This is a genomic window from Nocardia sp. CA-290969 (assembly GCF_050936135.1).
Lineage (GTDB): Bacteria > Actinomycetota > Actinomycetes > Mycobacteriales > Mycobacteriaceae > Nocardia.
This window is the reverse complement of sequence record NZ_JBNJNJ010000001.1, coordinates 364,673-388,988: the sequence shown is the minus strand read 5'-3', so window position 1 is coordinate 388,988 and position 24,316 is coordinate 364,673. Positions and strand designations below refer to the sequence as shown.

Below are 24,316 nucleotides of genomic sequence, written 5' to 3'. Positions count from 1 at the left end.
CGGCCGCCGGACCGCGACCGGCCCACTCCTCGGCGGGCGCCGGCTCAGCCGCGCGGATAGGGCCAGGGATTGAAGCGGCAGGTTTTCCCGTCCATCGGCACCACCCCGGACGGGTCCAGGGCGGCGATCTCGTTGTTCGCCGTACCGAAGGTCTGCTGCATCATCACCGGCGCCAGCCCGCCCTCGCTCGCGCACGGCTGATGCGCGTGATAGCCGATGGCGTGCCCGACCTCATGATTGACCAGGTACTGCCGGTAGGACCCGATATCGCCGGAAAAGGCCGGCGCACCCCGCACCCAGCGCGCCTCCGAGAGCACCACCCGCGCCTGATCGGAGTTGTAGCAGGACGAATCGATGGGGATCTCGAAACCGCAGACCGTCCGGGTGGTGTTGCGTGCGGTGAGCGAAACCCGGAAATCCGGTTGACCGCGATCGATGCGCTGGAACGCGAATTTGCGGTCGTGGACCCAGCTCTTCGGATTGCCGAGCGTGGATTCGACCAGCCTGGCCACGGACTCGTCACCACCGAACTCCCGGGTGTCGATCCCGTTCTCGATCTCGACCGTGTAGGTGAAGGTGAACTGTTCCCCCGCACCGGCCCGCGCGGACCCACCCGGCACGATCCGCCAGTTGCCCTTACCCGTCTCGGTGAACTTCCCACCCGCGGGCAGCGCGCCGACGGGCAGATCCGCCGGGAAATCGCCGTCGCCCGGGGGTGCCCCGATCACACCCGCGCTCGCGGGCGGTGTCCCGAGCACACCCGGCGCGGGGTCGGCCGGCTCGGCGAGCGTTCCGGGCCCGGCACGGACCGCGTCGAACACGACGAAGCCGGTGAGAGCCAGCAGCACCGGCAGCGCGTACGCCCGCCAGCCGTAGCGGGCCGCGAACCGCCGCACCCGGGCCCGCCCGCCGGTCGCCGGTCCGGGTGCCGCGGGGCGGGGCCGGTCCTCGGTGGGGTCCCAGCGCGCGGCGAGCGGCTGCCGGGAGTCGTCCACCCGCACGACCGCGGACCCGGCCTCCGTCGCCTGGTCGGCGACCGGGAGGTCTGGATCGTGGGGGCGGTGCGCGCTGCGCCCGCCGCCGGAAGAGCTGTCCGGTCGGTCGGTCACACAGTCCAGACTCTCACAGGCCCGGCGGACCGGGGAAAACGGCGGTCACCCGGGGGCTCGCACAGCGTCCGGTCCGGACCGATCGGAGGATCTCCCCAGCACAGGCATATCGCCGCTACGGGTACCGGGTTCGCCGACCCGGGTCGGCAACAGCACTGTGAGCGAGTATGGTGCTCGAAAGACCCGGTACACACCCCTTTGCCGGGGAATCGACTGGGAGATCCGAATATGACCGACCTCGTGGACCGGATGACGTCGCGCTCCTCGTCCGGCACCGCCCCCAAACGTGGCACCCGGCTTCCCCGTGACGAACGACGCCAGCAACTCCTGGTCGCGGCCAGTGAGGTCTTCGTACTCCGCGGCTATCACGCCGCCGGAATGGATGAGATCTCCCAGTGCGCCGGCGTCAGCAAACCGGTGCTCTACCAGCACTTCACCAGCAAGCTGGAACTCTATCTGGCGGTGTTGCAGAACTACGTGGACATGCTGGTGTCGAGCGTGCGCCAGGCCCTGCGTTCCACCACCGACAACAAGCAGCGGGTGCGCGCGGCCGTCGCCGCCTACTACGACTTCGTCGACAACGAGATGCAGGGCTTCCGCCTCGTCTTCGAATCGGACCTCACCAACGAACCCCAGGTGCAGCGGCGCGTCGAACAGGCCACCGAAGCCTGCGTGGACGCCGTATACGACCTGGTCGCCCACGACTCCGGACTGGACCCTTACCGGGCCCGGATCCTCGCCGTGGGCCTGGTGGGCGCCAGCCAGTTCACCGCCCGGTACTGGCTCGAGGCCGATCGGCCGATCCCCAAGGACGAAGCCGTCGATACGACGGTCGCGCTGGCGTGGGGCGGCCTCAAACACGTCCCGCTGCATCCGATCGGATAACGCACGAAGCCCCCGCCCATCGGGCGGGGGCTTCGAAGTTCTCGGACGATCTCAGACCGCGGCGAACCCCACCCGGCCGCCGGTGGCGGCGCCGATCTCCACATAGGCGACCTTCCCGGCCTGGATCAGGTACTTCCGGCCCTTCTCGTCGGCCAGCGTGAGAACGCCGCCGTCCGAACCCAGCGCCTCGGACACCAGGGCCTCGACCTCGTCCGGGCTCTGTGCACTGGCGATGACGAGCTCGCGCGGGCTATCCGAAATACCGATCTTGACCTCCACGGCCAACCTCCGAACTAGAGTCCTGTGTGCTTGTCCTGGCAAGGTTAGTGGAGCCCGGTACGCCGCGGGCACAGGCATGGTGCGCCCTGAGCGAACAATGCCGCACACCGCAACGCACGAACCGAGCGGTCCCGGCGGCGGCGCCGAATTCCGCGACGCACCCCAGCGGGTCCGCGCATCGGCCGGCCGGAATCACAACCCGAGAACCGCCATACGTTCCGAATGAGCGGTTTGCATGCGGTCGAAGAGGGTGGCGATGCCGTTGAGGTCGCCGGTGGCGGCCAGCACCAGTTCGGTGAGCTCGTCGCGCTGCGCCATCACGTACTGGGCCTGGGTGATGGCCTCGCCGAGCAGGCGGCGTCCCCACAGGGTGAGCCGATCGCGTTCGGACCGGCTGGCGGCCACCGCCCGGCGGACCTCGTCGATCACGAACTCCGAATGCCCGGTCTGCGCCAGCACATCGCGCACCACCTCGGCCACATCGGGGCTCAGCACGCCCGCGATCTCCCGGTAGAAATCCGCGGCGATACCGTCGCCGACGTGGAATTTCACCATGGATTCCAGCCAGGTCGACGGATCGGTGGAGCGGTGGTAATCGTCCAGCGCGCGAGTGAAGGGCGCCATGGCGGCGTACACCTCGGCGCCACGTGCGGTGAGCGCCGCTTCCAGCCGTTCGAAATGCGCGAGTTCGGCGGCCGCCATCCGGGCCACCGCGACCTTGCCGTGCAGGGTCGGTGACAGCGTGGCTTCCTCGGCGAGCCGGTAGAAGGCGGATATCTCACCGTAGGCCAGCACGGCGAACAGATCCGTGACACCGGGGTGATCGGCGGGGATGAGTGCGGTGGCCTGCTCGCTCGGCGTGACACCCGGCGCGGCGGGTGACTGTGGTGCTCCCATGGAACTCCAGCGTAGTACCCGCCCGCGCCGGGCGATCGCGGTCACGCCGGTGTGGTGAGGAACTTGTCGAGGTAGCTCCAAGTGGTGTCGCGGGCGGCGGCACCGGTCAGGATTCCCAGATGCCCGCCCGGCGCGGTCTCGTACCGCACCGAGGCGGCGCCGGTGAGGGTGCGCAACCCGCGTTCGACCGCCCGCGCCGGCGTGATCACATCCGACGGCCCGCCCACCAGCAGCACCGGCGCCGTGACATCGGCCAGCCGAATCGGACCCGACCCGAAATCGACCACACCCCGGCCGATTTCGTTACGCAACACCAGATGATTCCACAGCTGCTGATACATCCGCCCCGGATAACCCGGCATCTCGGCCATGAACCGGTCGACGGCCTCCATCCGGGCCAGCGATTCGGTCCGCGCCAGATTTCCCGCCACGAACCACGGCCGTTTGACCTCCCGATCCCACGCGGTCACGCGGTAGGCGAACCGGGTCAGCGGCGCCGGCACCCCGCCCACCGCGCGCAGCGCCGCACCCACCGCGGCCCCGGTCCCGGTGCGCCGGGCCAGCGCCGCCAGCTGCGGTGTACCCGGCATCGCGTTGTAATCCAGCGGCGACCCCACCGCGGTGACGGACCGGATCGGCAGATCAGCGTTCGCGGCGGCCGCCAGCAGCGCCATGGTGCCGCCCAGCGACCAGCCCACCAGGTCCACCCGCGGATCGTCGTCCGCATCGTCCCGGTCGGCGACGGTGCGCCGGATGGCCTCGGGAACGATGTCGTACACCCAATCCTCGAACCCCATCCGGCGATCGGCATAGGTGATCTCGCCGTAATCGATCACATACGGCGAGCGGCCGGTCGCGAGCAGGAACTCCGCCACACTCTGCCCGGGCCGCAGATCGAAACAACTGGCCGGCGCCGCCAACGGCGGCACCAGCAACACCGCGGGCCGCGACCGGCCGCGCCCCGCCACCGGCTCGGGTTCGAAACGCCGCAGCTGCCGATGCGGCTCGTCCCACAACACGGTCGCGGGCGTGGGCCTCCGGCCCTCCACACCGTCACCGAACGTCAATGCCCACGCATTGCGCGCGGCCCGCTCGAAGGCCCGCGTCAGCTCGCCCTCGGGATCGACCACGCGCACCGCACGATCCGCCAGAGCAATACCTCGATCTGCGATTCTCACTGTGTCATTTTGCGGCGCCTCCGGCGCCGCGGGTTTTGGCCCCTGTGTTTTTGGTGCCGCCTCCGGCGGCACATGGTTTTGGCCCCCTTGGTCCCTGCTGTCAGCACTCGACACTCGCGGCTGCGCCGCATCGCATCGAGTGCTGACAGCAGGGACGGGCCAAAACCTCTCAGGGCCTCGTAAGACTCGGCGCCGCCGTGGTTACGTCCGGTTCCGGGGTTATGTGAACCTCCGAGGACCTCGTAAAACTCGGCGTCACCGTGGTTACGTCCGGTTTCGGGGTTGTGTGAACCTCCGGGGACCTCGTAAGACTCGGCACGTCGTGGGTTGCGTTGGGTTCCGGTGCTGCGTGAATCTCCGTGGGTCTCGTGGGCTCGCACCGCCGTGGTTGCGTTCAGCTTTGTGGTGTCGGCCATCGAACCGAGCGTTGCTATGGCGGATCTCACTTTCGTATCCACCGAAACCGGGGCGCCTACCGGCGGCGCGCACCTGCCGAGCGCTCGAGGCGGGCTCACCCGCCGGGCCCGAAGCGCCCAGCGGGACGCCGTGCCGGCGACGCACTCCAGCCGCCCCGACGCGAAGTCGACCCGACCGAGGCGGCGCCGAGCCCGCAAGACACTCGGAGGGCGCACCACCTCGTAGCCGAACACAGCCACCGCAGCACCGAGTCCAGCGAGGCCCCACCGGGCGCCCAACCCCGGAATTCGAACGCAACCACGGCGGCGCCGAGTCCAGCGAGGCACTTGGAGGGGTTCGGCCCGTCCCTGCGTTCAGCCCCGCGAGACAATGCGCCGCAGGCGCGAGTATCGCGGGGCTGAACGCAGGGACCAAGGGGGCCGAACCCCCCGCGCGCGCCAGCGCGCCAAAAATACAGCTACAATCGCCGTTGGACATCCGAAGAATTCGGTCGATCCGTTGGGTTCGCCCAGCGCCGGGAGTCGCGTACCTCTGGTACGCGCAGCGGTGGCGAGGAATTCTGCGGGGTCCACGGAAAATGTGCGCGCACCAGATCCGCATCACCGATGCGCTGCGCCGATGTCCGAGCTTCCTGCCCCGTACGCGGGCATCTGCCGACATCCGGCGGCGGCCCGGGTGAATATCGCAGGGCGGATCCGTGGTCGTCGCGGGCCGGCCGGTCCGCCCCACGCCTCGTGCGCGTGTAGCGCGATAACGAGGGAAGGCACGAACCTGAGCAAGATAACAGTCGAACCGGAACCCGGCCTGGCGGAAACACTGCTGACAGCCGAACTGGACGCCGGGCATACCGCACCGACTTTCGCCGAATTGGGCGTGCGCGAAGAAATTGTCCGCGCGCTCGGCGAGATCGGTATCGAACGTACTTTCGCCATCCAGGAACTCACCCTGCCGCTGGCACTGTCCGGTGAGGATCTGATCGGTCAGGCGCGCACCGGAATGGGCAAAACCTTCGGGTTCGGCGTTCCGCTGCTGCACCGGATCAGCACTCTCGAATCCGGTACCAGCCCCTTGGACGGCACACCGCGCGCGCTGGTCATCGTGCCGACGCGCGAATTGTGCCTGCAGGTGACCAAGGATCTCGAGAACGCCGCGAAATATGTCCACACCGAGCGCGGGCCCCTGCAGGTGACTTCCATTTACGGCGGTCGCCCCTACGAATCGCAGATCGCGGCGCTGCGCGCCGGTGTGGATGTCGTGGTCGGGACGCCCGGCCGGCTCCTGGATCTGGCGGATCAGCAGCATCTGATTCTCGGAAAGGTCGGCGTCCTGGTTCTGGACGAGGCCGACGAAATGCTGGATCTGGGCTTTTTGCCCGATATCGAACGCATTCTCGGCATGGTGCCCGATAAACGGCAGACCATGTTGTTCTCGGCGACCATGCCGGGCCCGATCATCACCCTGGCCCGTACTTTCCTGACCCGGCCGACCCATATCCGCGCCGAGGAACCGCACGATTCGGCGGTGCACGAGCGCACCGCGCAATTCATCTACCGGGCGCACGCGCTGGACAAAGGTGAATTGGTCGCCCGGATTCTGCAGGCCGAGAGCCGCGGCGCCACGATGATCTTCACCCGCACCAAGCGCACCGCGCAGAAGGTCGCCGACGAACTGGCCGAGCGTGGTTTCGCGGTCGGCGCGGTGCACGGTGATCTCGGGCAGATCGCCCGCGAGAAAGCGCTGACGAAGTTCCGTAACGGCAAGATCGACGTGCTGGTCGCCACCGATGTCGCCGCACGCGGTATCGATATCGACGATGTGACCCACGTCATCAACTATCAGTGCCCCGAGGACGAGAAAACCTATGTGCACCGGATCGGCCGTACCGGCCGGGCCGGGCGTACCGGTGTCGCGGTCACCTTGATCGACTGGGACGAACTCACCCGCTGGGCGGCGATCGATGCCGCCCTGGGGCTGGGTATCCCGGATCCCGTCGAAACCTATTCCCGTTCGCCGCATCTGTTCGCCGATCTCGGTATTCCGGAGGGTGTCACCGGCACCGTGGGCGCGCAGCAGCCCGAGCGTGACCCGGACGCCGTGGTGGTGGAACGTCCCGCGCGGGCGCCGCGCAAACGCAATCGGAAACGCACCCGTGGCGGCAAGGCCGTCGAATCGGATACGGCCACAGTCGATTCCGATACCGGCTCGGCGGAGTCCGCGACGCCGGACAGCGGTGAATCGACCGATTCGGACACCGAATCCGGCGCGCCCCGCCGGCGCCGTCGGCGGCGGCGGTCCGGTGGCGAGAACGCCGAGGCGGGCGCGGCCGAGGGCACGAGCGACGACGCGGCGGCCGGCGAGACCGATTCGGGGGCCGGAGAGGCCGAGGGCGGCGAGAAACCCGCCCGGCGCCGGCGGCGCCGGAAGCCGGCCGACAAGAGCACGGATGGCGGCGATACCTCGACCGTGGGCGATTCGCCGGCGGGTCCCGCACAGGATCCGGCGCAACCGGTGAACGCCACGGCGAACGGCGCACCGCTACAGGATTGATCTCGCACAGCAGACGGCACCGGGCCGGTGGTCAGCTGATCACCGGCCCGATCGCTGTCCGCTCCGTGGCGCCGTGACCGGGGCACGAGCACCGTCCGGCCGCCTCGGCGGCATCCGTTAGGCTCGCGTACGTGCTCGCACCCGAGCGGCGAACGCGCGCCGATGTCATCACCGCTGCCGCGATCGCCGTCGTCGTGGTGGTCGCGGTGATCGTCGCATGGGTGACCAGCGACGTCGCCGATACCGAATCGGTGGTCGCCACCGACCCGTCCGGCCCGCCCGCGGCGGCCCGTGAGCTGCCCGGCCGGTTGCGTGAACTGTGGCGCGCGCCCGATACCGCCACCGCCCGGGCGCTCACCGCCGAGGGCGTGGCCGTCTCCGGCGACGGTGGCACGGTGACCGGGCACGATCGGCGCACCGGGGAGCAGGTGTGGCGTTACACCCGCGATCTGCCGCTGTGCGGGGTCGAGGCACAGTTCGGGATGGTGATCGCGGTATACCGCACCGACCGCGGCTGCAGCGAGACCACCATGCTCGCCGGCGCCGACGGCCGCCGCCGCACCGCCCGCAGCAGCTATATGGACGACCGGGTCCACCTGTCCGTGGACGGCACCTATGTGGTGGCACAGGGGCCGCGGCGGCTGGAAGTATGGCGCTCCGACCTGGTGCGCACCCTCGAATACGGCTACGTGGACGCCAAGGACAACTGGAAGACCCAGCCCCGAGAGGATTGCGAGCTGCGCTCGGCGGCGTCGAGTTCATCGCGGCTGGTGGTACTCGAACACTGCCCGGGCGATCCCGCGAATCGGCTCACCGTCCTGGCGCCCGCCCCCAAGGACGACAATGTGCCGGAGGAGTACGGCTCGCGGATCCTGGAAGGGCCCGGTGCGGAATCGCCCGACGCGCGTGTAATCGCGGTGTCCGACAACCGGATCGCGGTCTACCAGCCGGGTACCGCCGGCCCCGATCCCGCCGCCCCGCGCCTCACCGTATTCGACGCCAAGGGCAATCCGGTTGTGGTGCAAGAACTCTCGGCGCCGCTCGCGCAGGCGTCGACCACGACACGCGCCGGTTCGTCCTTCTTCGTGTTCACCGGCAACAGCGTGATCGCGCTGCAGGCCAGTACCTTCGAACCACAGTGGACGGCAGCCGACGCACTCGGCGCGCCGGTGCTCATGGCCGGCCGGCTGCTGATCCCCGTCCCGGGCGCGATCGCGGCGCTCGATCCGGCGAGCGGCGCCGAGGTCGCGCGGATCCCGGTGGACCGGCCGGATTACGGCGGCGGCCTCATCTCGCTCGGCGTCCTGGGCAATACGGTCCTGGAACATCGCGACGGTCAGCTCGTCGCCCTCGGCGATCCCGATGCCCCCGATACCGGCGAAGCGGATACCGAACGGCCCGCAAAACCACTGCGGTGAAACGTTTTTGTCGGTGCCCGCGGGCACACTGGCGGCCATGACAGAAGCAGCCACGCCCACCGATACGGCCCCCGCGGCCGAGTTTTCCGCCTACACCGATCCCGACGCACCGTGGAACCGGTCCACCGACCGGGATCCGGCCGGCTGGAACACCGAGGTCATCCGCGAGTTCCGGGCCAACGGTGGCCGGGTCGGCGGTGACTACGCCGGTGCGACGCTCCTGCTGCTCACCACCACGGGCGCGAAAACCGGTAAGCGCCACGTCGTTCCGCTGGCCGCCCTGTACCGCGGCGATGCGCTCTACGTCAGTTCGCTCATCGACGAGCGTTATCCCGCCTGGTATCACAATGTACGAGCGGATCCGGCGGTGATCGTCGAACTCGGCGATCACGTGTACCACGCCACGGCGCGTGTACTCACCGGCGACGCCTACGACGAGTTCGCCGCCTGGGTACTGGCGAACAACCCCTTGCTCGCCGATTTCCAGGCCACCACCGAGCGGCCCATCCCCCTCGTGGTTCTCACGCTCGCCTCATCACACTGAGCGGTGCAACGGGGCGCGGAAGTATGCCGGTGACCGGCCCGGCCCGAGCCGGCGGGTTCGCGCCGGGCATCATGGTGCTCATGCCCGGCTCCGAGAATGCCCGCGTGGTGCTGGTCCGCCACGGTGAAACGAGCTGGTCGGCACAGCACCGGCATACCGGCCGCACCGATCTCCCACTCACCGCGGCCGGCGAGCGCCAGGCCACCGCGGCCGGGCCGATTGTCGCGGGACTGGGATTACGCGACCCGCTGATACTGGTCAGCCCGCGGGAACGGGTCCGGCGTACCGCCGAACTGGCGGGGCTCACCGGCGCACGGGTCGAACCGGACCTCGCCGAATGGGATTACGGCGAGTACGAAGGCCGCACCACCCCGCAGATCCACACCACTGATCCCGGCTGGACGATCTGGACGGGCGCGGTACCGGGCGGCGAATCCGCGGCCGATATCGGCGCACGGGCCGATCGTGTACTGGACGCCGCCAGGACCGCACTCGCCGGCCGCGATGTGGTGCTGGTCGGCCACGGGCACTTCTCCCGCGCGCTGATCGCCCGCTGGCTCGGCTTCCCGGTCCGGGAGGGCCGCCGGTTCGCGCTGGCCACCGCCGGGGTCAGCGTGCTCGGTTACGAACATTCCGATCCGACGCTGTGGGCGCACAACCTCCGGCCGGAACCCGAATGAGTACTCCCCGGCCCTCCGCCGGCTCGCCCGGCACACCTGTCCGTGAATCCGAACGAGGAGTTCCCGTGTCCGCGACCCCGGTGATCCGTCGTGCCGAACCCGGCGATGTACCCGCACTGGTCGAATTGGTCTACGACCTGGCCGAGTACGAGAAAGCCCGGGACGAGTGCACCCTCACCGCCGGGCAACTGCACACCGCGCTGTTCGGCCCCGATCCCGCCGTTTTCGCCCATGTGGCACTCCTGGACGACACGGTGGCGGGCTGCGCCATCTGGTTCCGGAACTTCTCCACCTGGGACGGTGTCCACGGGATATACCTCGAAGACCTGTACGTGAGGCCGCAGGCCCGCGGCACCGGGCTCGGCCGGGCCCTGCTGGCCGCCCTCGCCCACGAGGCACACACCCGCGGCTACAGCCGGGTGAGCTGGTCGGTCCTCACCTGGAACACACCGTCGATCGGCTTCTACGAATCCCTGGGCGCGCAAGTGCAGGACGACTGGGTGGGTTACCGCCTCACCGGCGCCGCCCTGGCGGAACTGGCCGCCACGGCGAACAGAGAGCACTGACGTAGCGCGCGGTGCCGACACCCCGCGTACGAACCGCCGGCAGCGCGGACGCGCGGGAAGGTGGTCGCGGGGAAGGTCCGAGGTCACGAATGCAAAGCCGCCGGCCGGCAAGGCGATATACGCGCCGTGAGCCGGTACCGGCGGTATCGGCGGCCGGTCCGAAGCGCTCGGCCGGACGGCTCACTCCTCCCCGGTGACCCCGTACTCCTGCGCCGCCCAGCGTGAGGTCGGCGGCGCGAACAACAACCCCAGCGCCCCCAATGCGACGATGCCGAGCACGGTACCGAGCAGGGGCTGACCCGACCCGAACAGCAACGACCACACCACCGGCAGCAGCAGCAACTGGGTGATCACCGCGATCGCCCGCCCCCACCGCTGTCCCAGCAGCAGCCCGACCCCGGACGCGAGCACCGCACCACCGAGGATGCCGAACCACATGGCCGTGCCGTAGCCGCTGATCGCGTCCTCTTTGTGCCCCAGCAGCGCCCGCACGATCAGCACCGCCGCGACGGTCACCGCGACGGCACCCTCCAGCGCCACCAGTCCGCCCGCTCCCCGAACAGTCCCGGGCACGCCCACGTCTTTTCGCTCGACCACTCCGCCAGCTTAAGTTGCCTATCCGCCGCACCCCCCGCCGCATCTTCCGCCCGTGGCACTACGCACACCTCGCACCACCGATGCCGAGGATCCCCCGATGCGGAACACCACCGCCCGAACATGCCCCTCAACGCGGCAGCCCGGCAAGAAGCCGGAAGACCCTGCGACACCTGTTCGACGGCGGAGCCCAGCGGTACGCTCCGCCACCTGTTCGCCCCGTAGCAGGCGCCGATCGGCGCCGCCGAGTCCAGTGCGGACCTGGGAAGTTCATACCACCCGAAAATCGAGCGCAACGACGGCGGCGCCGAGCCCTACGAGACCCTCGCAAGTCCACACACCCCGTCACCAATGCGATCACCGGCCGCACCGAGCCCCGCGAGGCCCCGAAGGTTCCCATAACCCCGGAACCAAACGCAACCACGGCGGCGCCGAGTCTCACGAGGCCCCCGACGTTCACATAACCCGCAATCGAAACGCAACCACAGCGGCACCGAGTCTCACGAGGCCCCCGATGTCCACATAACCCGCAATCGAAACGCAACCGCAGCGGCGCCGAGTCTTACGAGGCCCTCAGCGGTTCACATAACCCGAAATCGAAACGCAACCACGGCGGTGCCGAGTCATACGAGGCCCTTGGAGGTTCTGGCCCGTCCCTGCTGTCAGCGCTCGATGCGATGCGGCGCAGCCGCGAGTGTCGAGCGCTGACAGCAGGGACTTTGGGGGCCAGAACCCGCGCGCGCCAGCGCGCAATATATACAGTGCTGAGGTGCGGACGTTGTTGATCGTCAATCCGAATGCGACCTCTACCACTGCGGCTACCCGCGATCTGCTGGCGCATGCGCTGGAGAGCCGGACCCAGCTGACGGTGGCGCATACCCAGCATCGCGGTCATGCGGCGGAGCTGGCGCAGTGGGCGGCGACCAACGAGATGGATCTCATCGTGGTGCACGGTGGCGACGGGACCGTCAACGAGACGATCAACGGATTCGTGCCGCTGCCGCAGGTCGACGACGGGCAGGCGTGGCGGCCGCGGCTGGGCATCATCCCCGGGGGTTCGGCCAATGTGTTCGCGCGGTCGCTCGATATCCGGCCCGATCCGGTGGCAGCCACCAATCAATTGATCGACCTGCTCAAGGCCGGGGACGGCGACCGCCGCATCGGCTTGGGCATCACCGACGACCGCTGGTTCTGTTTCAGCGCCGGGGTCGGGCTCGACGCCGAGGTGTGCGCCGCGATCGACGCCGCCCGCGCCAAGGGCCGTTCCGCCACGCCGGCCCGCTATCTGCGCACCACCGTGGCCCAATTCTTCCGGGCCAAGCGGGCGCTGCCGGAGGTCACCGTGCACGTACCCGGTCGCGAACCCGTTTCCGGTGTGCATTACGCGTTCGTCACCAACACGAGCCCGTGGACTTATTTGAATGCGACACCGGTACGTACCAATCCCGGTACGAGGTTCGAAACCGGTCTCGGAGTGTTCGCCGTGCGAACCATGGCGTTACTGCCTACACTGCGCCTGGCGACACAACTGCTGTCGTCACACTCCGAGCCGAAGTCGCGGAAGCTCTTTCGTGACGACGATGTTCCGTCGGTGCGCATAACGAGTGCCGAGCCGATCGGCCTGCAAATCGACGGCGACTTCATCGGCAGGCGCGACGTGGTGGATTTCACCGCTGTGCCGGACGTCCTCGATGTGGTCGCTCCGCGACCGGTATGAAGTGGCGCATCCGGGAAATAGATCCCGTTTGTGCTGCGGAAATCGGCGTAGGCGAGTAAAAAGGACTGCGGCAGGTCTCCTCGTGGGGCCTTCAGTGCGTGAGCTTCCCCACGGTGCGTCGGATACCTATTGACATCTACGGTGTTCGTGAAAGCATTCACAAGCAACCGTGCGGAAACATTCAGTTCGCACAAGTGAACGATCCAGCAACCGATCGGCGCCCTGTGGCGCCCTACAAAGGAGCAGAAGGAATGGACTGGCGCCATAAGGCCATCTGTCGCGATGAGGACCCTGAGCTGTTTTTCCCGGTGGGCAACAGTGGTCCTGCGCTCGCGCAGATTGCCGATGCCAAGCTGGTCTGCGCCCGCTGCCCCGTTACCGCCGAATGCCTGTCCTGGGCTCTGGGTTCCGGGCAGGACGCCGGTGTATGGGGCGGTATGAGCGAAGACGAGCGGCGGGCACTCAAACGCCGCAATGCGCGCACCCGCACTCGTACGGCTGTCTGAGAACGCGGGGAAGCGACTACCGGACCTTTTCCAGCCCCGGCCCGGAGAGTCGTGGATTGCCCGGCACCAGTTGATCTGGTGCCGGGCCGAAGTTTCTCAGGGGCCTTATCCGGACCGGTCCGGAATTTGCCGGAATGTCGCCCGATAATAGTTATGCGGTGTTCTCCACCACAGCTGATCTTCGGTATGCATAATTGAAACCGGCGAGTTTCCGTCAGGTATCAACGTGCCGCACGCCGCCCCAGTGGCACCCGCAGCACCGCGTCCGTTCCGATATCGGTACCGGGATGCAACCCGATCGACCCGCCCAATTCCGCGGTCACCAGCGTGCGCACGATCTGCAATCCGAGACTGTCCGACGATTCCAGGCTGAATCCGGGCGGTAGGCCGCGACCGTCGTCGCTGATGATCACATCCAGCCAGCGCGCCGACCGCTCCGAACGAATGGTGACCGTACCGTTCTGGCCGCCGTCGAAGGCGTGCTCGATGGCGTTCTGCACGAGCTCGGTCAGCACCATCACCAAAGGTGTGGCCCGCTCCGCGGAGAAAACGCCCAGTGAGCCCGCCCGGCGCACGGTGATCCGGGCGGTGTGCACGGTGGCGACATCGGCCATGATCGGCAACAGCCGGTCCACGACCTCGTCCAGATCGACCTCCTCGTCCACCGACATCGACAGCATCTCGTGCACCGACGCGATGGAGGTGACCCGGCGTACCGATTCGGTGAGCGCGACCCGCGCCTCCTCGTTCTCGGTGCGCCGCGCCTGCAACCGCAGCAACGCGGCCACGGTCTGCAGGTTGTTCTTCACCCGGTGGTGGATCTCGCGGATGGTGGCGTCCTTGCTGAGCAGCGCCCGGTCGCGCCGCTTGACCTCGGTGACGTCGCGCACCAGCACCGCCGCCCCCGCGAGCTCACCGTGCGGTCGCAACACCAGTGTGCGCAACAGTACGGTCGCGCCCCGCGCCTCCACCTCCATCCGCCGCCCGGTGCGTCCGGCCAGCGCGGCCTGGATATCGCCCACCACTTCCTGCGCATCGAACGGGTCGGTGATCAGCGACCGCGTGGTGGTCGCCAGATCCTGCCCCGCCAGATCGGCCTGCAACCCCATCCGGTGATACGCCGACAGCGCGTTCGGGCTGGCGTAGGTGACGATGCCCTCGGTGTCGAGCCGGATGAACCCGTCCCCCGCCCGCGGACTGGAATGGGTGGCGGCCCGGTCCTCGGTGGTCGGGAAGGTACCGTCCGCGATCATCTGGCACAGATCGTCGGCACACGCCACATAGGCGATCTCCAGGCCGCTGCGCACCCGCGAACGCTGCCGGTCGGTATCGCGGCTGAGTACGGCGATCACATCGTCACCGCACCGCACCGGAATCGCCTCCCGGATGGCCTGCACCGGGTAAGGGTGGTAGACGCCCTGCGCCTCCCCTTCGGCGTCGGTCCGCACGGTCTCCCCGCTGAGCAGCGCGTCGAACACCTGAGAGTGCTCCGACCTGCGGGCGACGGTCCCGACAAGATCCTCGAGATGAACGGTCGGCGCGGTCGTCGGCCGGCACTGCGCGACGCAGACGATATCGGCCCCGTCGTCGATCGGCCCCGCCCCCACCCACAGCAGCAGATCCGCGAACGAAAGATCCGCCAGCAGTTGCCAATCCCCCACCACCCGCTGCAGATGATCCACCGCCACCCCGGGTAGATCGGTGTGCTCGGCCAGCAGATCACTCAGTGTGGACATGAGGTCATTCTGGCGTAGGACTCGGCGCCGCCGCCGGGCGCGTCGGGGACGGTGCGGGCTCGGAACCGCAGCGGCCTTGTGCGGCGTGAGTAGCGGGCCGTGATCAGCCCTGAGTACGCGTCCGGATGAGAAGGCTGTATCCGAAGGGACACGTCATGCGGAGCCCGCGGTCTGTTCGGCTGCGTCGAACGCGGGTTCCAGCGGGGCCAGGGCCGCGTGGAGGAGGCCGGGCAGCGATCCGGACGGGACCACCAGGCCGGGGGCCGCCAGGGAAGCGGCAGGCCGCTGTAACCATTGTTCAAGGGCGACGCGGACCGCGCCGGCGGCCAAGATCCGGGGGGTGAGCCCCGCCCAACCGGAAGCGGCCGGAACGTCTAATCGATCACGGCGATGAGGTCGCCCGCCTGGAGCACCTGGCCGGGTTCGACGGCGATCGAGGAGACCGCGCCGCCGGCCTCGGCGAGCACCGGGATCTCCATCTTCATGGATTCGAGCAGCACCAGGGTCTGGTCGGTGACGACCTGGTCGCCGACCTCGACTTCGACGGTGAGCACCGTGGAGACCATTTCCGCCCGCACTTCTTCCGCCATGACACCTCGTTCAATAGGTTTGTTCCGATACCGGGGCCCGCCACCGGGCGTACCGCCGTCGGTACAGCCAATCACACGTGAAACAATGGTCGGGATCAACATGTACTCCCCGCAGTCGCGGGAAAAGTCCCCAGGAGGGAGCTACCCATGGGTAAGCGTGGCCGCAAGAAGCGCAGTCGTAAGGGCAACGCCGCCAATCACGGCAAACGTCCCAACGCCTGAGCCGCCGGCACAGATACGGGAACGGGACAACCCGCGCTCCTTCGGGAGCGCGGGTTGTCGCTTTCCGGAAGACCTTCGCCGCCGCGGCGCACAGCGGATACGGCGCGGGTTCGGCGACGCGGGGCGCGGCCTATTCGGCGGGGCTCTCTTCGCTGGTGACCTTCACCGAGCGGGTGCGGATCTCCACCATGAGACGTTCACGCAGAGAGTCGGGGGCCTTGTCACCGCCGCATTTACGGCTGAGCAGGCTTTTGATCTTCTCTTCGATACCGTAGGCCTCGATACACGGGGCGCAGTGGTCCATATGGTGCTGGAGACGTTCGCGGGTGCGGTCGTCGCATTCGCCGTCCAGCATCAGCCACACATCGGCCAATACCGCCGTGCAGTCGAGCTCCATATCGGGGTCATGCTCGGTGCTCACTGCTTGACCTCCTGGCGCACCTCGGTGGCGGTATCGGCATTCCCGGACTCGCCGGTGCGGTGGAACCCGCGTTCGCGGGCCACGTCGGCGAGCAGACCCTTCAGCTGTTTCCGGCCGCGGTGCAGCCGGGACATCACCGTACCGATAGGTGTGCCCATGATGTCGGCGATTTCCTTGTACGGGAAACCTTCGACATCGGCGTAGTACACCGCCATCCGGAATTCTTCGGGCAACTGGATGAGGGCGGCCTTGATGTCGTCGTCCGGCAGCGCGTCGAGAGCCTCTACCTCGGCCGAGCGCAGACCCGTCGAACTGTGTTCGGCGGTGGCGGCGAGCTGCCAGTCGGTGATCTCGTCGGTGGGGTATTGCGCGGGCTGGCGCTGTTTCTTGCGATAGGAATTGATGTAGGTGTTGGTGAGGATCCGATACAGCCAGGCCCGCAGGTTGGTGCCCTCTTTGAAGGATTTGAAGCCGGCATAGGCCTTGACGTAGGTCTCCTGAACCAGGTCCTCCGCATCGGCCGGGTTACGCGTCATCCGCAGCGCGGCACCGTAGAGCTGGTCCAGCATGGGCAGCGCATCCCGCTCGAACCGCCGGTCCAGTTCGGCGCCGGTTTCCGGCTGGTCGGCAGGCCGCTCGTCGGCGCCGGTTCCGGTCGCCACGTCGTCCTCGCTCGTCACACGTGTCCCTTCGATCGGTTCACCAGCCAAATCTACCGGGAGTGTGAACTCGGACAAGAACCGCGTGCGCGCCGGGGCCGGATCATGCGTGATCGGGCGTTGTTCGACAAGAACTGGCACCGTCGCTCCTTTGCTCTGACGAGGGTGTGCACCGGTGGCCGTTGCGGGCCCGCCCGGTGCGGTATCTGCCGCGTACAACCCGCAGTGCACGCGAACTGTTCCCGACCACGGCAAAGCCGATTCGAGTGCGCCGGCGGGGACCGTGCCGTGCGGATCTCCGGTCCGGCGCCGCGGCCGCGACGGACCACCTTCCGCTCCCCGCTATGGTGCTGTCCATGGCAGCAGGCGCCACACCGGCGATCCGCGCGCTGGTCGCGGACGGGGCCGGGCACACCGTGCACAGTTACGACCACGACCCGCGGAGCGGGTCCTACGGCACCGAGGCCGTCGACGTGCTGTGCGCGCGGCTCGGAACAGATGCCCGGCAGATCTTCAAAACGCTGGTTCTGGAACTGTCCACCGGATCGCTCGCGGTAGCGGTGCTGCCGGTACCCGCGACCTTGTCGTTGAAAGCGGCGGCCGCGGCGCTCGGGGCTCCGAAAGCGACGCTGGCGGACCGGACGAAAGCCGAGCGCACCACCGGATATGTACTCGGCGGGATTTCGCCGCTGGGGCAGCGCCGGCGTCTGCCGACCGTGATCGATGCCTCCGCATCGAACTGGGAAACAGTCTTCTGTAGCGCGGGTAAGCGCGGCGTGGAGATCGAACTCGCACCCGCCGATCTGATCCGGCTGGCCGGCGCCGTCACCGCGCCGGTCACCGCCTGACCCCGCTCGGGGCCGTAGCAGTGTTGCCCGCACCGAACCGGAGACGGCCCGCCGCTTCGCGCTGAGCAGCCGGGTGGCGATCACCGGTCCGGTGGGCGCGGTCCCGGCGAACCCGCTTCCGATCCGAAGGACCAGGTCCACCGGGCGGGCCGCGGGGAGGATCCGAGCACCGTCCGAGGGGCCGGGCGGCGCCGATACTGTGATCCGCGGCATGCCCACGGGACCGTTTGCTGCTCCGTAGCAGGACCACCGTCGCCGGGACCGATCCGCTCGATTCGCGCGAGGTGCCGATCGGCTGACAGGATCGGCGGCGCAGTGCGGTCGAGGCGGGCGAATTCACCAGGTGAACCCGCCTTCGAACGAGAGTTACGTGGTTGAAAGGAACACCGGATTGACGACGGACGCGCGAGCCGAGCTGGAGAAGTTTTTGCTCGGAGACCGCTTCGCCTGTCTGGCGGGCCGCTCCGCCTGGCGCCGCGGCGGTATCACCCACCGCCACTACGACGTGCTGGGTGGGCAGGATTCGGCTCGGTTGATGGCCCTCGATCTCGCCGAGTATGTCGGCGCCGCGGACTGGAATCCGCGGAAGTTCACCAGCTTCGTCGCCACCTTCGAGCAGCCCCGCGGGGTGGACGAGTTGCGTTTCGAGGAGTTGCTGTGGCAGCACCTGCAGTTGCTGCACGAGGCGGATGCGGACAATTACGGGTGGGCGGCCGGATACTCGGCCGACCCGCAGTCCGGCGAGTTCGGCTACAGCGTGGCGGGCCACCCGTTCTTCGTGATCGGGCTGCACGAGACGCACCGGCGGTTCGGCCGGCGGCCGCCGTTCCCGACGCTGGCGTTCAACTCGCATGAACAGTTCGGGCTGATCAAAGCGGCCGGGATGTGGGACCGGCTGGCCGAGAAGATCCGCAAGCAGGACATCATGCTGCAGGGCGATATCAATCCCAACCTGCTGGAGTACGAGAAGCTCTCCGAGGCCCGCCGCTACTCCGGCCGCCCCAAACCCCCGGACTGGCAATGCCCGTTCGCCGCCCGCCCCGCGGCGGCGGAACGCGAACTGGCCGCGGCGCCCGGCGGCTGACCGCCGCCGCTCCCACCGGAACCGGGCGACTCGCCCGCGCGCCGGGCGTGGATACCCCGGGACGCGCCACAACGTATGCGTTACTTGTGAGCGACCGATGGACCGACCCGAGGATGTGATGCGATATGTCCCCGCGCAAACCACTGCGCACTGCGTTCTTCGCCGTATCCGCGGCCGCGGCACTCACTGTCGCCCCCGCCCTGCTCACCGGCCCGTTCGCAGCGTCCGCGGCCGCGGCTCCGGCCGAATACCCGCTCGGCGGTGAGGACGGCGCCACCGACGACGGCAAATCGGAGAACGATCCGGCCGAGCGTGCGGAGAAGGCGGGTGGTGGCATCCTCTCCGAAACCATCGATCTCAGTGCCGATCTGCTCAAGTGCGGGCTGAGTATCGCGACCCCGGCCGTCAAGTGCCCGCTGGGCGGTAGCTGAACCTGGTTCCGGGGCCGGTGACACGGCCCCGGAACCGGCCGGTTTCACAGCAGCGTCGGCTGTTCGGCCGGGCCGTCGGCGGGGGCCAGCAGTTCCGGGCCGTTGTTCTTCACGCTGTTCACCAGTGGCGTCACCGGGCGGGCCGCGATCTGGGCGACCAGTTCCTCGCTCGGTGGTTCCAGCAGTTCGGCGGGCGCCGGATGGTCCGGGTCCAGCCAGGCTTCCCAGTGCTCTTCCGGCATGGGGAGCGGCATGCGGTCGTGGATGCGGGTCAGGTCGCCGATCGCGTCGGTGGTGAGGATGGTGCAGGACAGCAGGGGCGGGGCGTCGTCGAGTGCGCGGTCCCGCCAGACCGACCACAGACCCGCCATATAGAGCCGCGAACCATCGGGCCGGGACATGAAGTACGGGTGTTTGATCACCTTCGGTTTCTTCCCCCGGCCCGGACCGGCCGGATCGGGTTCGACCAGCCATTCGTACCAGCCGTCCATGGGCACCAGGCAGCGCCGGTACTTCACGGCGTCACGGAACGAGGGCAGGCTCGCAGCCTTGTCGGCGCGGGCGTTGAACAGCGGCTTTCCCTTCACGGGTACGCCCGGTTCGGCGGCTTTGGTCCAGTGCGGGATCAATCCCCAGCGCATCCGGCGGATCCGCCGGCTCGGTGCGTCCCGCGGGTGGTCGTGGTCGTGCCGTTCGACCACGGTGAGGATCTGCGTCGTCGGGGCGACGTTGTAATTGGCCCACTGCCGTTCCGGCCCACCGGCCGCGGATGCGGGCGCACTCGACTCGGCCGCCGGCGCGCTTTTCGCCCGGATATCGGGCGCGGCGGGGCCGGTTTCGTCGATCGCGTCCAGTTCGGCGGCGAGGCGCCCCGGGTTCGTGGTCGTCGCATAGCGTCCGCACATACTTCCGATCCTCGCACCGGATACCGACAGATCGAGACAATTCCCGCCCGGAGGACGACAATGGGGCTAGTACTAGGTGACGTGTTGAGAGTTATGTCTTAGCATTCTCTCAACGGGGACGAGGCGGTCACAGGCTGCCCGTTCGCGCGCGCAGCTATCGCCCTACTTCCGCAGAGGAGACCCTGTGACAACCACAGAAAAAGCCACCGAGAAAGCGTCGGTGCTGACCTCGGTCGATCCGGCCACCGGCGCGACGCTGGCCACCTATCCGATCGCCGACGAGAATGCGGTCGCCGAGGCTGTCGCCAAGGCCCGCGCCGCTACCTCCGTCTGGGCCGACCTGGGCTTCGACGGCCGCAAAAAAGCGCTGCTGCGCTGGTCCAGCAGGCTCGTCGCCAAAGCCGACGAGTTCTGCGAGCTCATCCACGCCGAGAACGGCAAACCGGTCGACGACGCCTTCCTCGAGCTGATGCTGGCGCTGGAACATATCTCCTGGGCGGCCAAACACGCCAAGAAGACGCTCTCGCCGCAGAAAATCCCGTCCGGCCCGATGATGGCGAATTTCTCGGCTCGCATCGAATACCGCCCGCTGGGCGTCATCGGGATCATCGGCCCGTGGAACTACCCCGTGTACACCCCGAACGGTTCCATCGCCTACGCGCTCGCGGCCGGTAACACCGTCGTGTTCAAGCCGTCGGAATTCTCCACCGGTATCGGCAACTTCCTGGCCGGAGCCTTCTCCGAGGCCAACCCCGAACTGCCCGAGGGCGTATTCGTCGCGATCAACGGGTACGGCGCCACCGGCGCGGCGCTGGTCAAAGCCGGCGTGGACAAGGTCGCGTTCACCGGTTCGGCCGCCACCGGTCGCAAGATCATGGCCTCGGCCGCCGAGAACCTCACCCCGGTCCTGCTGGAATGCGGCGGTAAGGATCCGGTCATCGTCGCGGCGGACGCCGATGTGAAAGCCGCGGCCGACGCCGTGGCCTGGGGCGCCACCTCCAACAGCGGCCAGACGTGCGCCGGAGTCGAACGCGTCTACGTCGACAAATCGGTCAAGGAAGAATTCCTGAGCGAACTGACCCGGATCCTGAAGGATGTGAAACCGGGTTCGGACGCCGGCGCCGCCTACGGCCCGATGACCATGCCGAGCCAGATCGATATCGTCAAACGGCATATCGAGGCCGCACTCGCCAGCGGCGGCAAAGCCCTGCTGGGCGGGCCGGAATCGGTCAAGGGCCCCTACATCGAACCGGTCGTACTGGTCGATGTCGACGAGAACTCCGCCGCCGTCAAGGAGGAGACCTTCGGCCCGACGGTCACCGTTACCACCGTGGACACCATCGACGAGGCCATCGAACTGGCCAACAACACCACCTTCGGCCTGGCCTCGGCGGTGTACTCGAAGAAACAGGGTCTCGAGATCGCCCGGCGCCTGAAGGTCGGCGCGACCTCGGTGAACTCGGTGCTCGGTTTCGCCGCCATCCCGGGTCTGCCGTTCGGCGGCAGCGCCGATTCCGGTATCGGGCGCATCCACGGCGAACCGGGGCTGCGCGAGTTCGCGCGGCCGCATTCGATCGCGGTGCAGAAGTTCACCATCCCGGGTATGGCACTGATGAGTTACCGCCGCACCCAGGCGAATATGAAGATGTTGCGCCGGATGGTGCCGCTGCTGCACGGCCGCAACAAGTGATATTCCGGCACAGATGAACAGGCGGCCGGTGGTGCCCGGCGACACACTCGGCAGCACCACCGGCGCGCCTGTCACCCCGATGCGCCAAGATGGTCGGGTGAGTTTCTGGCCAGCGCCCCATGTCGACGCCCCCGTGCAGGCGACCGTCACCCTGCCCGGCTCCAAATCGATCACGAACAGAGCGCTGGTCCTGGCCGCGCTCGCCGACGGTCCGTCCACCATCACCGGGGCGCTACGCAGTCGCGATACCGGCCTGATGATCGAGGCGCTGCGGGCTCTCGGCACCCAGATCATCGGTGACGCCGACACCCTCGCCGTCACCCCCGGCCCGCTTCGGGGCGGGCAGATCGATTGCGGGCTGGCCGGTACGGTGATGCGGTTCGTACCGCCGGTCGCCACCCTGGCCACGGGCAACAGCTCCTTCGACGGCGATATCGCCGCGCGCGTCCGGCCGTTGCGCACCATCCTCGACGCGCTGCGTGGGCTGGGCGCGACGATCGACGGCGACGCCCTGCCGTTCACCGTCCACGGCAACGGATCACTGCGCGGCGGCACCATCACCATCGATGCCTCCGGTTCCTCACAGTTCGTCTCCGGGCTGCTGCTGTCGGGCGCCCGGTTCGACGAGGGTGTGGTGGTCCGGCATTCCGGTGGCGCACTGCCTTCCATGCCGCATATCGAGATGACGGTGGAGATGCTGCGCCGGGCCGATGTCACGGTCGAGGCACCCGCCGATCCGCGCGCCGAGCAGGTCTGGACCGTGACCCCGGGGGAGATCCGCGCGGTCGACTGGACCGTGGAGCCCGACCTGTCCAACGCCACCCCGTTCCTCGCCGCCGCCGCCGTCACCGGTGGACAGGTGAGCATCCCGCACTGGCCGCGGCTGACCACGCAGGCCGGTGACGTGATCCGGGAAATCCTGGTGCGGATGGGCGCCGAAGCGGGGTTCGCGGACGGCGCCCTGACGGTGACCGGCCCGGACCGGCTGGCCGGTATCGATATCGATCTGCACGATGTGGGCGAGCTGACCCCCACGGTCGCCGCCCTGGCCGCACTCGCGGAGTCGGAATCGCGGCTGCGCGGTATCGCCCATCTGCGCGGCCACGAAACCGATCGGCTCGCCGCCCTGTCCACCGAGATCAACCGTCTGGGCGGGCAGGTCACCGAAACCGAGGACGGTCTGGAGATCACCCCGGCACCACTGCACGGCGGCCGCTGGCACTCCTACGCCGATCACCGGATGGCCACGGCCGGAGCGATTCTCGGCCTCGCCGTCCCCGGGGTGGAGATCGAGGATATCGGCACCACCGCCAAAACCCTGCCCGATTTCGTCGCCCTGTGGGAGTCGATGCTCGACCCGGAAGCGGCCGCACCGGGAGCGGCCCACTGAGCCGCCGCGGCCGCAGCAGCGCCTCGTACGACGAATCCGATGTGCGGGTGCGTCCGGGGCGCAGTTCGCGGCCGCGAACCAAAACCCGCCCGGAACACCGCGACGCGCAGCCGGCGATGGTGGTCTCGGTGGACCGCGGCCGCTGGGGTTGTGTCCTCGACGGTGATCCGGCCCGGCCGCTGGTGGCCATGCGCGCCCGGGAGCTGGGCCGCACCCCGATCGTGGTGGGGGATCAGGTGGATGTGGTCGGCGACCTGTCCGGCCGTCCCGATACCCTCGCGCGGATCGTGCGGGTCACCGAACGCCGTACCGTCCTGCGCCGGACCGCCGACGACACGGACCCGTTCGAACGGGTGGTCGTCGGGAACGCCGAACAGCTTTTCATCGTCGTAGCGCTGGCGGATCCGCCGCCGCGCACCGGTTTCGTGGAACGGGCGATGGTCGCCGCCTTCGCCGGCGGCCTGACCCCGGTGTTGTGCCTGACCAAACACGATCTGGCCGCGGAGTCGGAATTCGCCGCCGATTTCGACGATCTGGATCTGCGTATTGTGTACGGCGGGATCGATGATCCCATCGATCCCGTTCTGGAAATGCTCACCGGCCGGCTCACCTGCTTCCTCGGGCATTCGGGGGTCGGGAAGTCCACGCTGGTGAACCGGCTGGTTCCCGATGCCGCACGGGCGGTCGGGGAAGTGTCCGGGGTCGGGAAGGGCAAGCACACGTCGACGCAATCGGTCGCGCTGGCACTGCCGGGCGGCGGCTGGGTGATCGACACCCCCGGCGTGCGCTCGTTCGGCCTCGCCCACATCACCCCCGACGATGTGATCGCCGCGTTCACCGACCTCGCCGCGGCCATCGAGGACTGCCCGCGGGGCTGCACCCATCTCGGGCCGCCCGCCGATCCGGAATGTGCTCTCGACCAGTTCCCGGAGAAGGAGCGCCGGGTGGCCGCGATCCGCCGCCTGCTGGTCGCGCTGAATTCCAACGAAGCCTGGTGAGCCGG

Annotated in this window: 25 protein-coding genes; 15 read left to right on the top strand and 10 right to left on the bottom strand. The window is 68.5% G+C overall.

All coding sequences use genetic code 11. From position 1 onward, the window contains the following. Window positions 1-44: 44 nt before the first annotated feature. Entirely contained in the window at window positions 45-1,109 is a 1,065-nt protein-coding gene (locus ACQEVO_RS01880) for a DUF3152 domain-containing protein (RefSeq protein WP_432908168.1), read from the bottom strand. 228 nt (window positions 1,110-1,337) lie between these two features. Here ACQEVO_RS01880 and ACQEVO_RS01875 point away from each other — a divergent pair, with 228 nt between their 5' ends. Next, window positions 1,338-1,994 (top strand): TetR/AcrR family transcriptional regulator, encoded by a 657-nt coding sequence (locus tag ACQEVO_RS01875; RefSeq protein WP_432908165.1) that lies wholly within the window; start codon window positions 1,338-1,340, stop codon window positions 1,992-1,994. Between the two features lie 51 nt (window positions 1,995-2,045). Here ACQEVO_RS01875 and ACQEVO_RS01870 read toward each other — a convergent pair whose 3' ends face one another. From ACQEVO_RS01870 to ACQEVO_RS01860, 3 genes are all read right to left on the bottom strand, one after another. Beyond that, window positions 2,046-2,273 (bottom strand): DUF3107 domain-containing protein, encoded by a 228-nt coding sequence (locus ACQEVO_RS01870; RefSeq protein WP_432908162.1) that lies wholly within the window; start codon window positions 2,271-2,273, stop codon window positions 2,046-2,048. 192 nt (window positions 2,274-2,465) lie between these two features. Further along, window positions 2,466-3,170 carry a ferritin-like fold-containing protein gene (locus ACQEVO_RS01865; protein ID WP_432908159.1) on the bottom strand — a complete coding sequence of 235 codons (705 nt, stop codon included), beginning with the start codon at window positions 3,168-3,170 and terminating at the stop codon, window positions 2,466-2,468. Between the two features lie 41 nt (window positions 3,171-3,211). After that, on the bottom strand, window positions 3,212-4,279 hold the full coding sequence (locus ACQEVO_RS01860; RefSeq protein ID WP_432922264.1) for an alpha/beta fold hydrolase: 1,068 nt from the start codon (window positions 4,277-4,279) through the stop codon (window positions 3,212-3,214). Window positions 4,280-5,383: 1,104 nt separating this feature from the next. Here ACQEVO_RS01860 and ACQEVO_RS01855 point away from each other — a divergent pair. The 5 genes from ACQEVO_RS01855 to ACQEVO_RS01835 all read left to right on the top strand — a co-directional run bounded on the left by ACQEVO_RS01855 (window position 5,384) and on the right by ACQEVO_RS01835 (window position 10,520). Then, complete coding sequence (locus ACQEVO_RS01855) at window positions 5,384-7,312, top strand: DEAD/DEAH box helicase (protein ID WP_432908156.1); 1,929 nt, start codon at window positions 5,384-5,386, stop codon at window positions 7,310-7,312. A gap of 131 nt (window positions 7,313-7,443) precedes the next feature. Next, on the top strand, window positions 7,444-8,730 hold the full coding sequence (locus ACQEVO_RS01850) for an Rv3212 family protein (protein WP_432908153.1): 1,287 nt from the start codon (window positions 7,444-7,446) through the stop codon (window positions 8,728-8,730). A gap of 37 nt (window positions 8,731-8,767) precedes the next feature. Further along, a complete protein-coding gene (locus tag ACQEVO_RS01845; protein ID WP_432908150.1) occupies window positions 8,768-9,274 on the top strand; it encodes a nitroreductase/quinone reductase family protein in 507 nt (168 codons plus the stop codon). Window positions 9,275-9,354: 80 nt separating this feature from the next. Continuing rightward, window positions 9,355-9,954: an acid phosphatase gene (locus ACQEVO_RS01840; protein ID WP_432908147.1), complete on the top strand. Its 600-nt coding sequence runs from the start codon at window positions 9,355-9,357 to the stop codon at window positions 9,952-9,954. A gap of 80 nt (window positions 9,955-10,034) precedes the next feature. Further along, window positions 10,035-10,520 carry an N-acetyltransferase family protein gene (locus tag ACQEVO_RS01835; RefSeq protein WP_432922261.1) on the top strand — a complete coding sequence of 162 codons (486 nt, stop codon included), beginning with the start codon at window positions 10,035-10,037 and terminating at the stop codon, window positions 10,518-10,520. Window positions 10,521-10,700: 180 nt separating this feature from the next. On the opposite strand, the gene ACQEVO_RS01830 is transcribed toward ACQEVO_RS01835, so the two are convergent. Further along, window positions 10,701-11,117, bottom strand: a complete 417-nt coding sequence (locus ACQEVO_RS01830; protein WP_432908145.1) for a hypothetical protein — start codon at window positions 11,115-11,117, stop codon at window positions 10,701-10,703. Between the two features lie 766 nt (window positions 11,118-11,883). Between ACQEVO_RS01830 and ACQEVO_RS01825 the strand changes: the two genes are divergently transcribed. Then, window positions 11,884-12,831, top strand: coding sequence for a diacylglycerol/lipid kinase family protein (locus ACQEVO_RS01825; RefSeq protein WP_432922258.1), 948 nt, complete (start codon window positions 11,884-11,886; stop codon window positions 12,829-12,831). A gap of 251 nt (window positions 12,832-13,082) precedes the next feature. After that, a complete protein-coding gene (locus tag ACQEVO_RS01820; RefSeq protein WP_033243220.1) occupies window positions 13,083-13,337 on the top strand; it encodes a WhiB family transcriptional regulator in 255 nt (84 codons plus the stop codon). Between the two features lie 221 nt (window positions 13,338-13,558). Here ACQEVO_RS01820 and ACQEVO_RS01815 read toward each other — a convergent pair whose 3' ends face one another. Next, the gene (locus ACQEVO_RS01815) at window positions 13,559-15,073 is read right to left on the bottom strand and encodes a sensor histidine kinase (RefSeq protein ID WP_432908143.1); all 1,515 of its coding nucleotides are present in this window, start codon (window positions 15,071-15,073) and stop codon (window positions 13,559-13,561) included. Between the two features lie 374 nt (window positions 15,074-15,447). After that, entirely contained in the window at window positions 15,448-15,663 is a 216-nt protein-coding gene (locus ACQEVO_RS01810; RefSeq protein WP_432908141.1) for a biotin/lipoyl-binding carrier protein, read from the bottom strand. Window positions 15,664-15,810: 147 nt separating this feature from the next. On the opposite strand from ACQEVO_RS01810, the gene ACQEVO_RS01805 reads away from it, so the two are divergent. Continuing rightward, window positions 15,811-15,885, top strand: a complete 75-nt coding sequence (locus ACQEVO_RS01805) for a 50S ribosomal protein bL37 (protein ID WP_022597109.1) — start codon at window positions 15,811-15,813, stop codon at window positions 15,883-15,885. 130 nt (window positions 15,886-16,015) lie between these two features. Here ACQEVO_RS01805 and rsrA read toward each other — a convergent pair whose 3' ends face one another. Then, window positions 16,016-16,282 carry a mycothiol system anti-sigma-R factor gene (gene rsrA / locus ACQEVO_RS01800; RefSeq protein ID WP_432922255.1) on the bottom strand — a complete coding sequence of 89 codons (267 nt, stop codon included), beginning with the start codon at window positions 16,280-16,282 and terminating at the stop codon, window positions 16,016-16,018. A 20-nt stretch (window positions 16,283-16,302) separates the two neighbouring features. Next, entirely contained in the window at window positions 16,303-16,986 is a 684-nt protein-coding gene (locus ACQEVO_RS01795) for a sigma-70 family RNA polymerase sigma factor (RefSeq protein WP_280397537.1), read from the bottom strand. Window positions 16,987-17,321: 335 nt separating this feature from the next. On the opposite strand from ACQEVO_RS01795, the gene ACQEVO_RS01790 reads away from it, so the two are divergent. The 3 genes from ACQEVO_RS01790 (at window position 17,322) to ACQEVO_RS01780 (ending at window position 19,328) form a co-directional block, all read left to right on the top strand. After that, window positions 17,322-17,813 carry an aminoacyl-tRNA deacylase gene (locus ACQEVO_RS01790; protein WP_432908140.1) on the top strand — a complete coding sequence of 164 codons (492 nt, stop codon included), beginning with the start codon at window positions 17,322-17,324 and terminating at the stop codon, window positions 17,811-17,813. Between the two features lie 391 nt (window positions 17,814-18,204). Continuing rightward, window positions 18,205-18,897, top strand: a complete 693-nt coding sequence (gntA, locus tag ACQEVO_RS01785; RefSeq protein WP_432908137.1) for a guanitoxin biosynthesis heme-dependent pre-guanitoxin N-hydroxylase GntA — start codon at window positions 18,205-18,207, stop codon at window positions 18,895-18,897. A gap of 125 nt (window positions 18,898-19,022) precedes the next feature. Continuing rightward, window positions 19,023-19,328, top strand: coding sequence for a hypothetical protein (locus ACQEVO_RS01780; protein ID WP_432908136.1), 306 nt, complete (start codon window positions 19,023-19,025; stop codon window positions 19,326-19,328). Window positions 19,329-19,372: 44 nt separating this feature from the next. Here the strand turns inward: ACQEVO_RS01780 and ACQEVO_RS01775 are convergent, their stop codons facing one another. Further along, window positions 19,373-20,233: an SOS response-associated peptidase gene (locus ACQEVO_RS01775; RefSeq protein WP_432908133.1), complete on the bottom strand. Its 861-nt coding sequence runs from the start codon at window positions 20,231-20,233 to the stop codon at window positions 19,373-19,375. Window positions 20,234-20,417: 184 nt separating this feature from the next. On the opposite strand from ACQEVO_RS01775, the gene ACQEVO_RS01770 reads away from it, so the two are divergent. From ACQEVO_RS01770 to rsgA, 3 genes are all read left to right on the top strand, one after another. Next, the gene (locus tag ACQEVO_RS01770; protein ID WP_432908130.1) at window positions 20,418-21,923 is read left to right on the top strand and encodes an aldehyde dehydrogenase family protein; all 1,506 of its coding nucleotides are present in this window, start codon (window positions 20,418-20,420) and stop codon (window positions 21,921-21,923) included. Between the two features lie 79 nt (window positions 21,924-22,002). Continuing rightward, window positions 22,003-23,313 (top strand): 3-phosphoshikimate 1-carboxyvinyltransferase, encoded by a 1,311-nt coding sequence (gene aroA, locus ACQEVO_RS01765; RefSeq protein WP_432922252.1) that lies wholly within the window; start codon window positions 22,003-22,005, stop codon window positions 23,311-23,313. After that, window positions 23,310-24,311: a ribosome small subunit-dependent GTPase A gene (gene rsgA / locus ACQEVO_RS01760; protein WP_432922249.1), complete on the top strand. Its 1,002-nt coding sequence runs from the start codon at window positions 23,310-23,312 to the stop codon at window positions 24,309-24,311. The genes aroA and rsgA overlap by 4 nt, the downstream gene beginning before the upstream one ends. Window positions 24,312-24,316 lie beyond the last annotated feature (5 nt).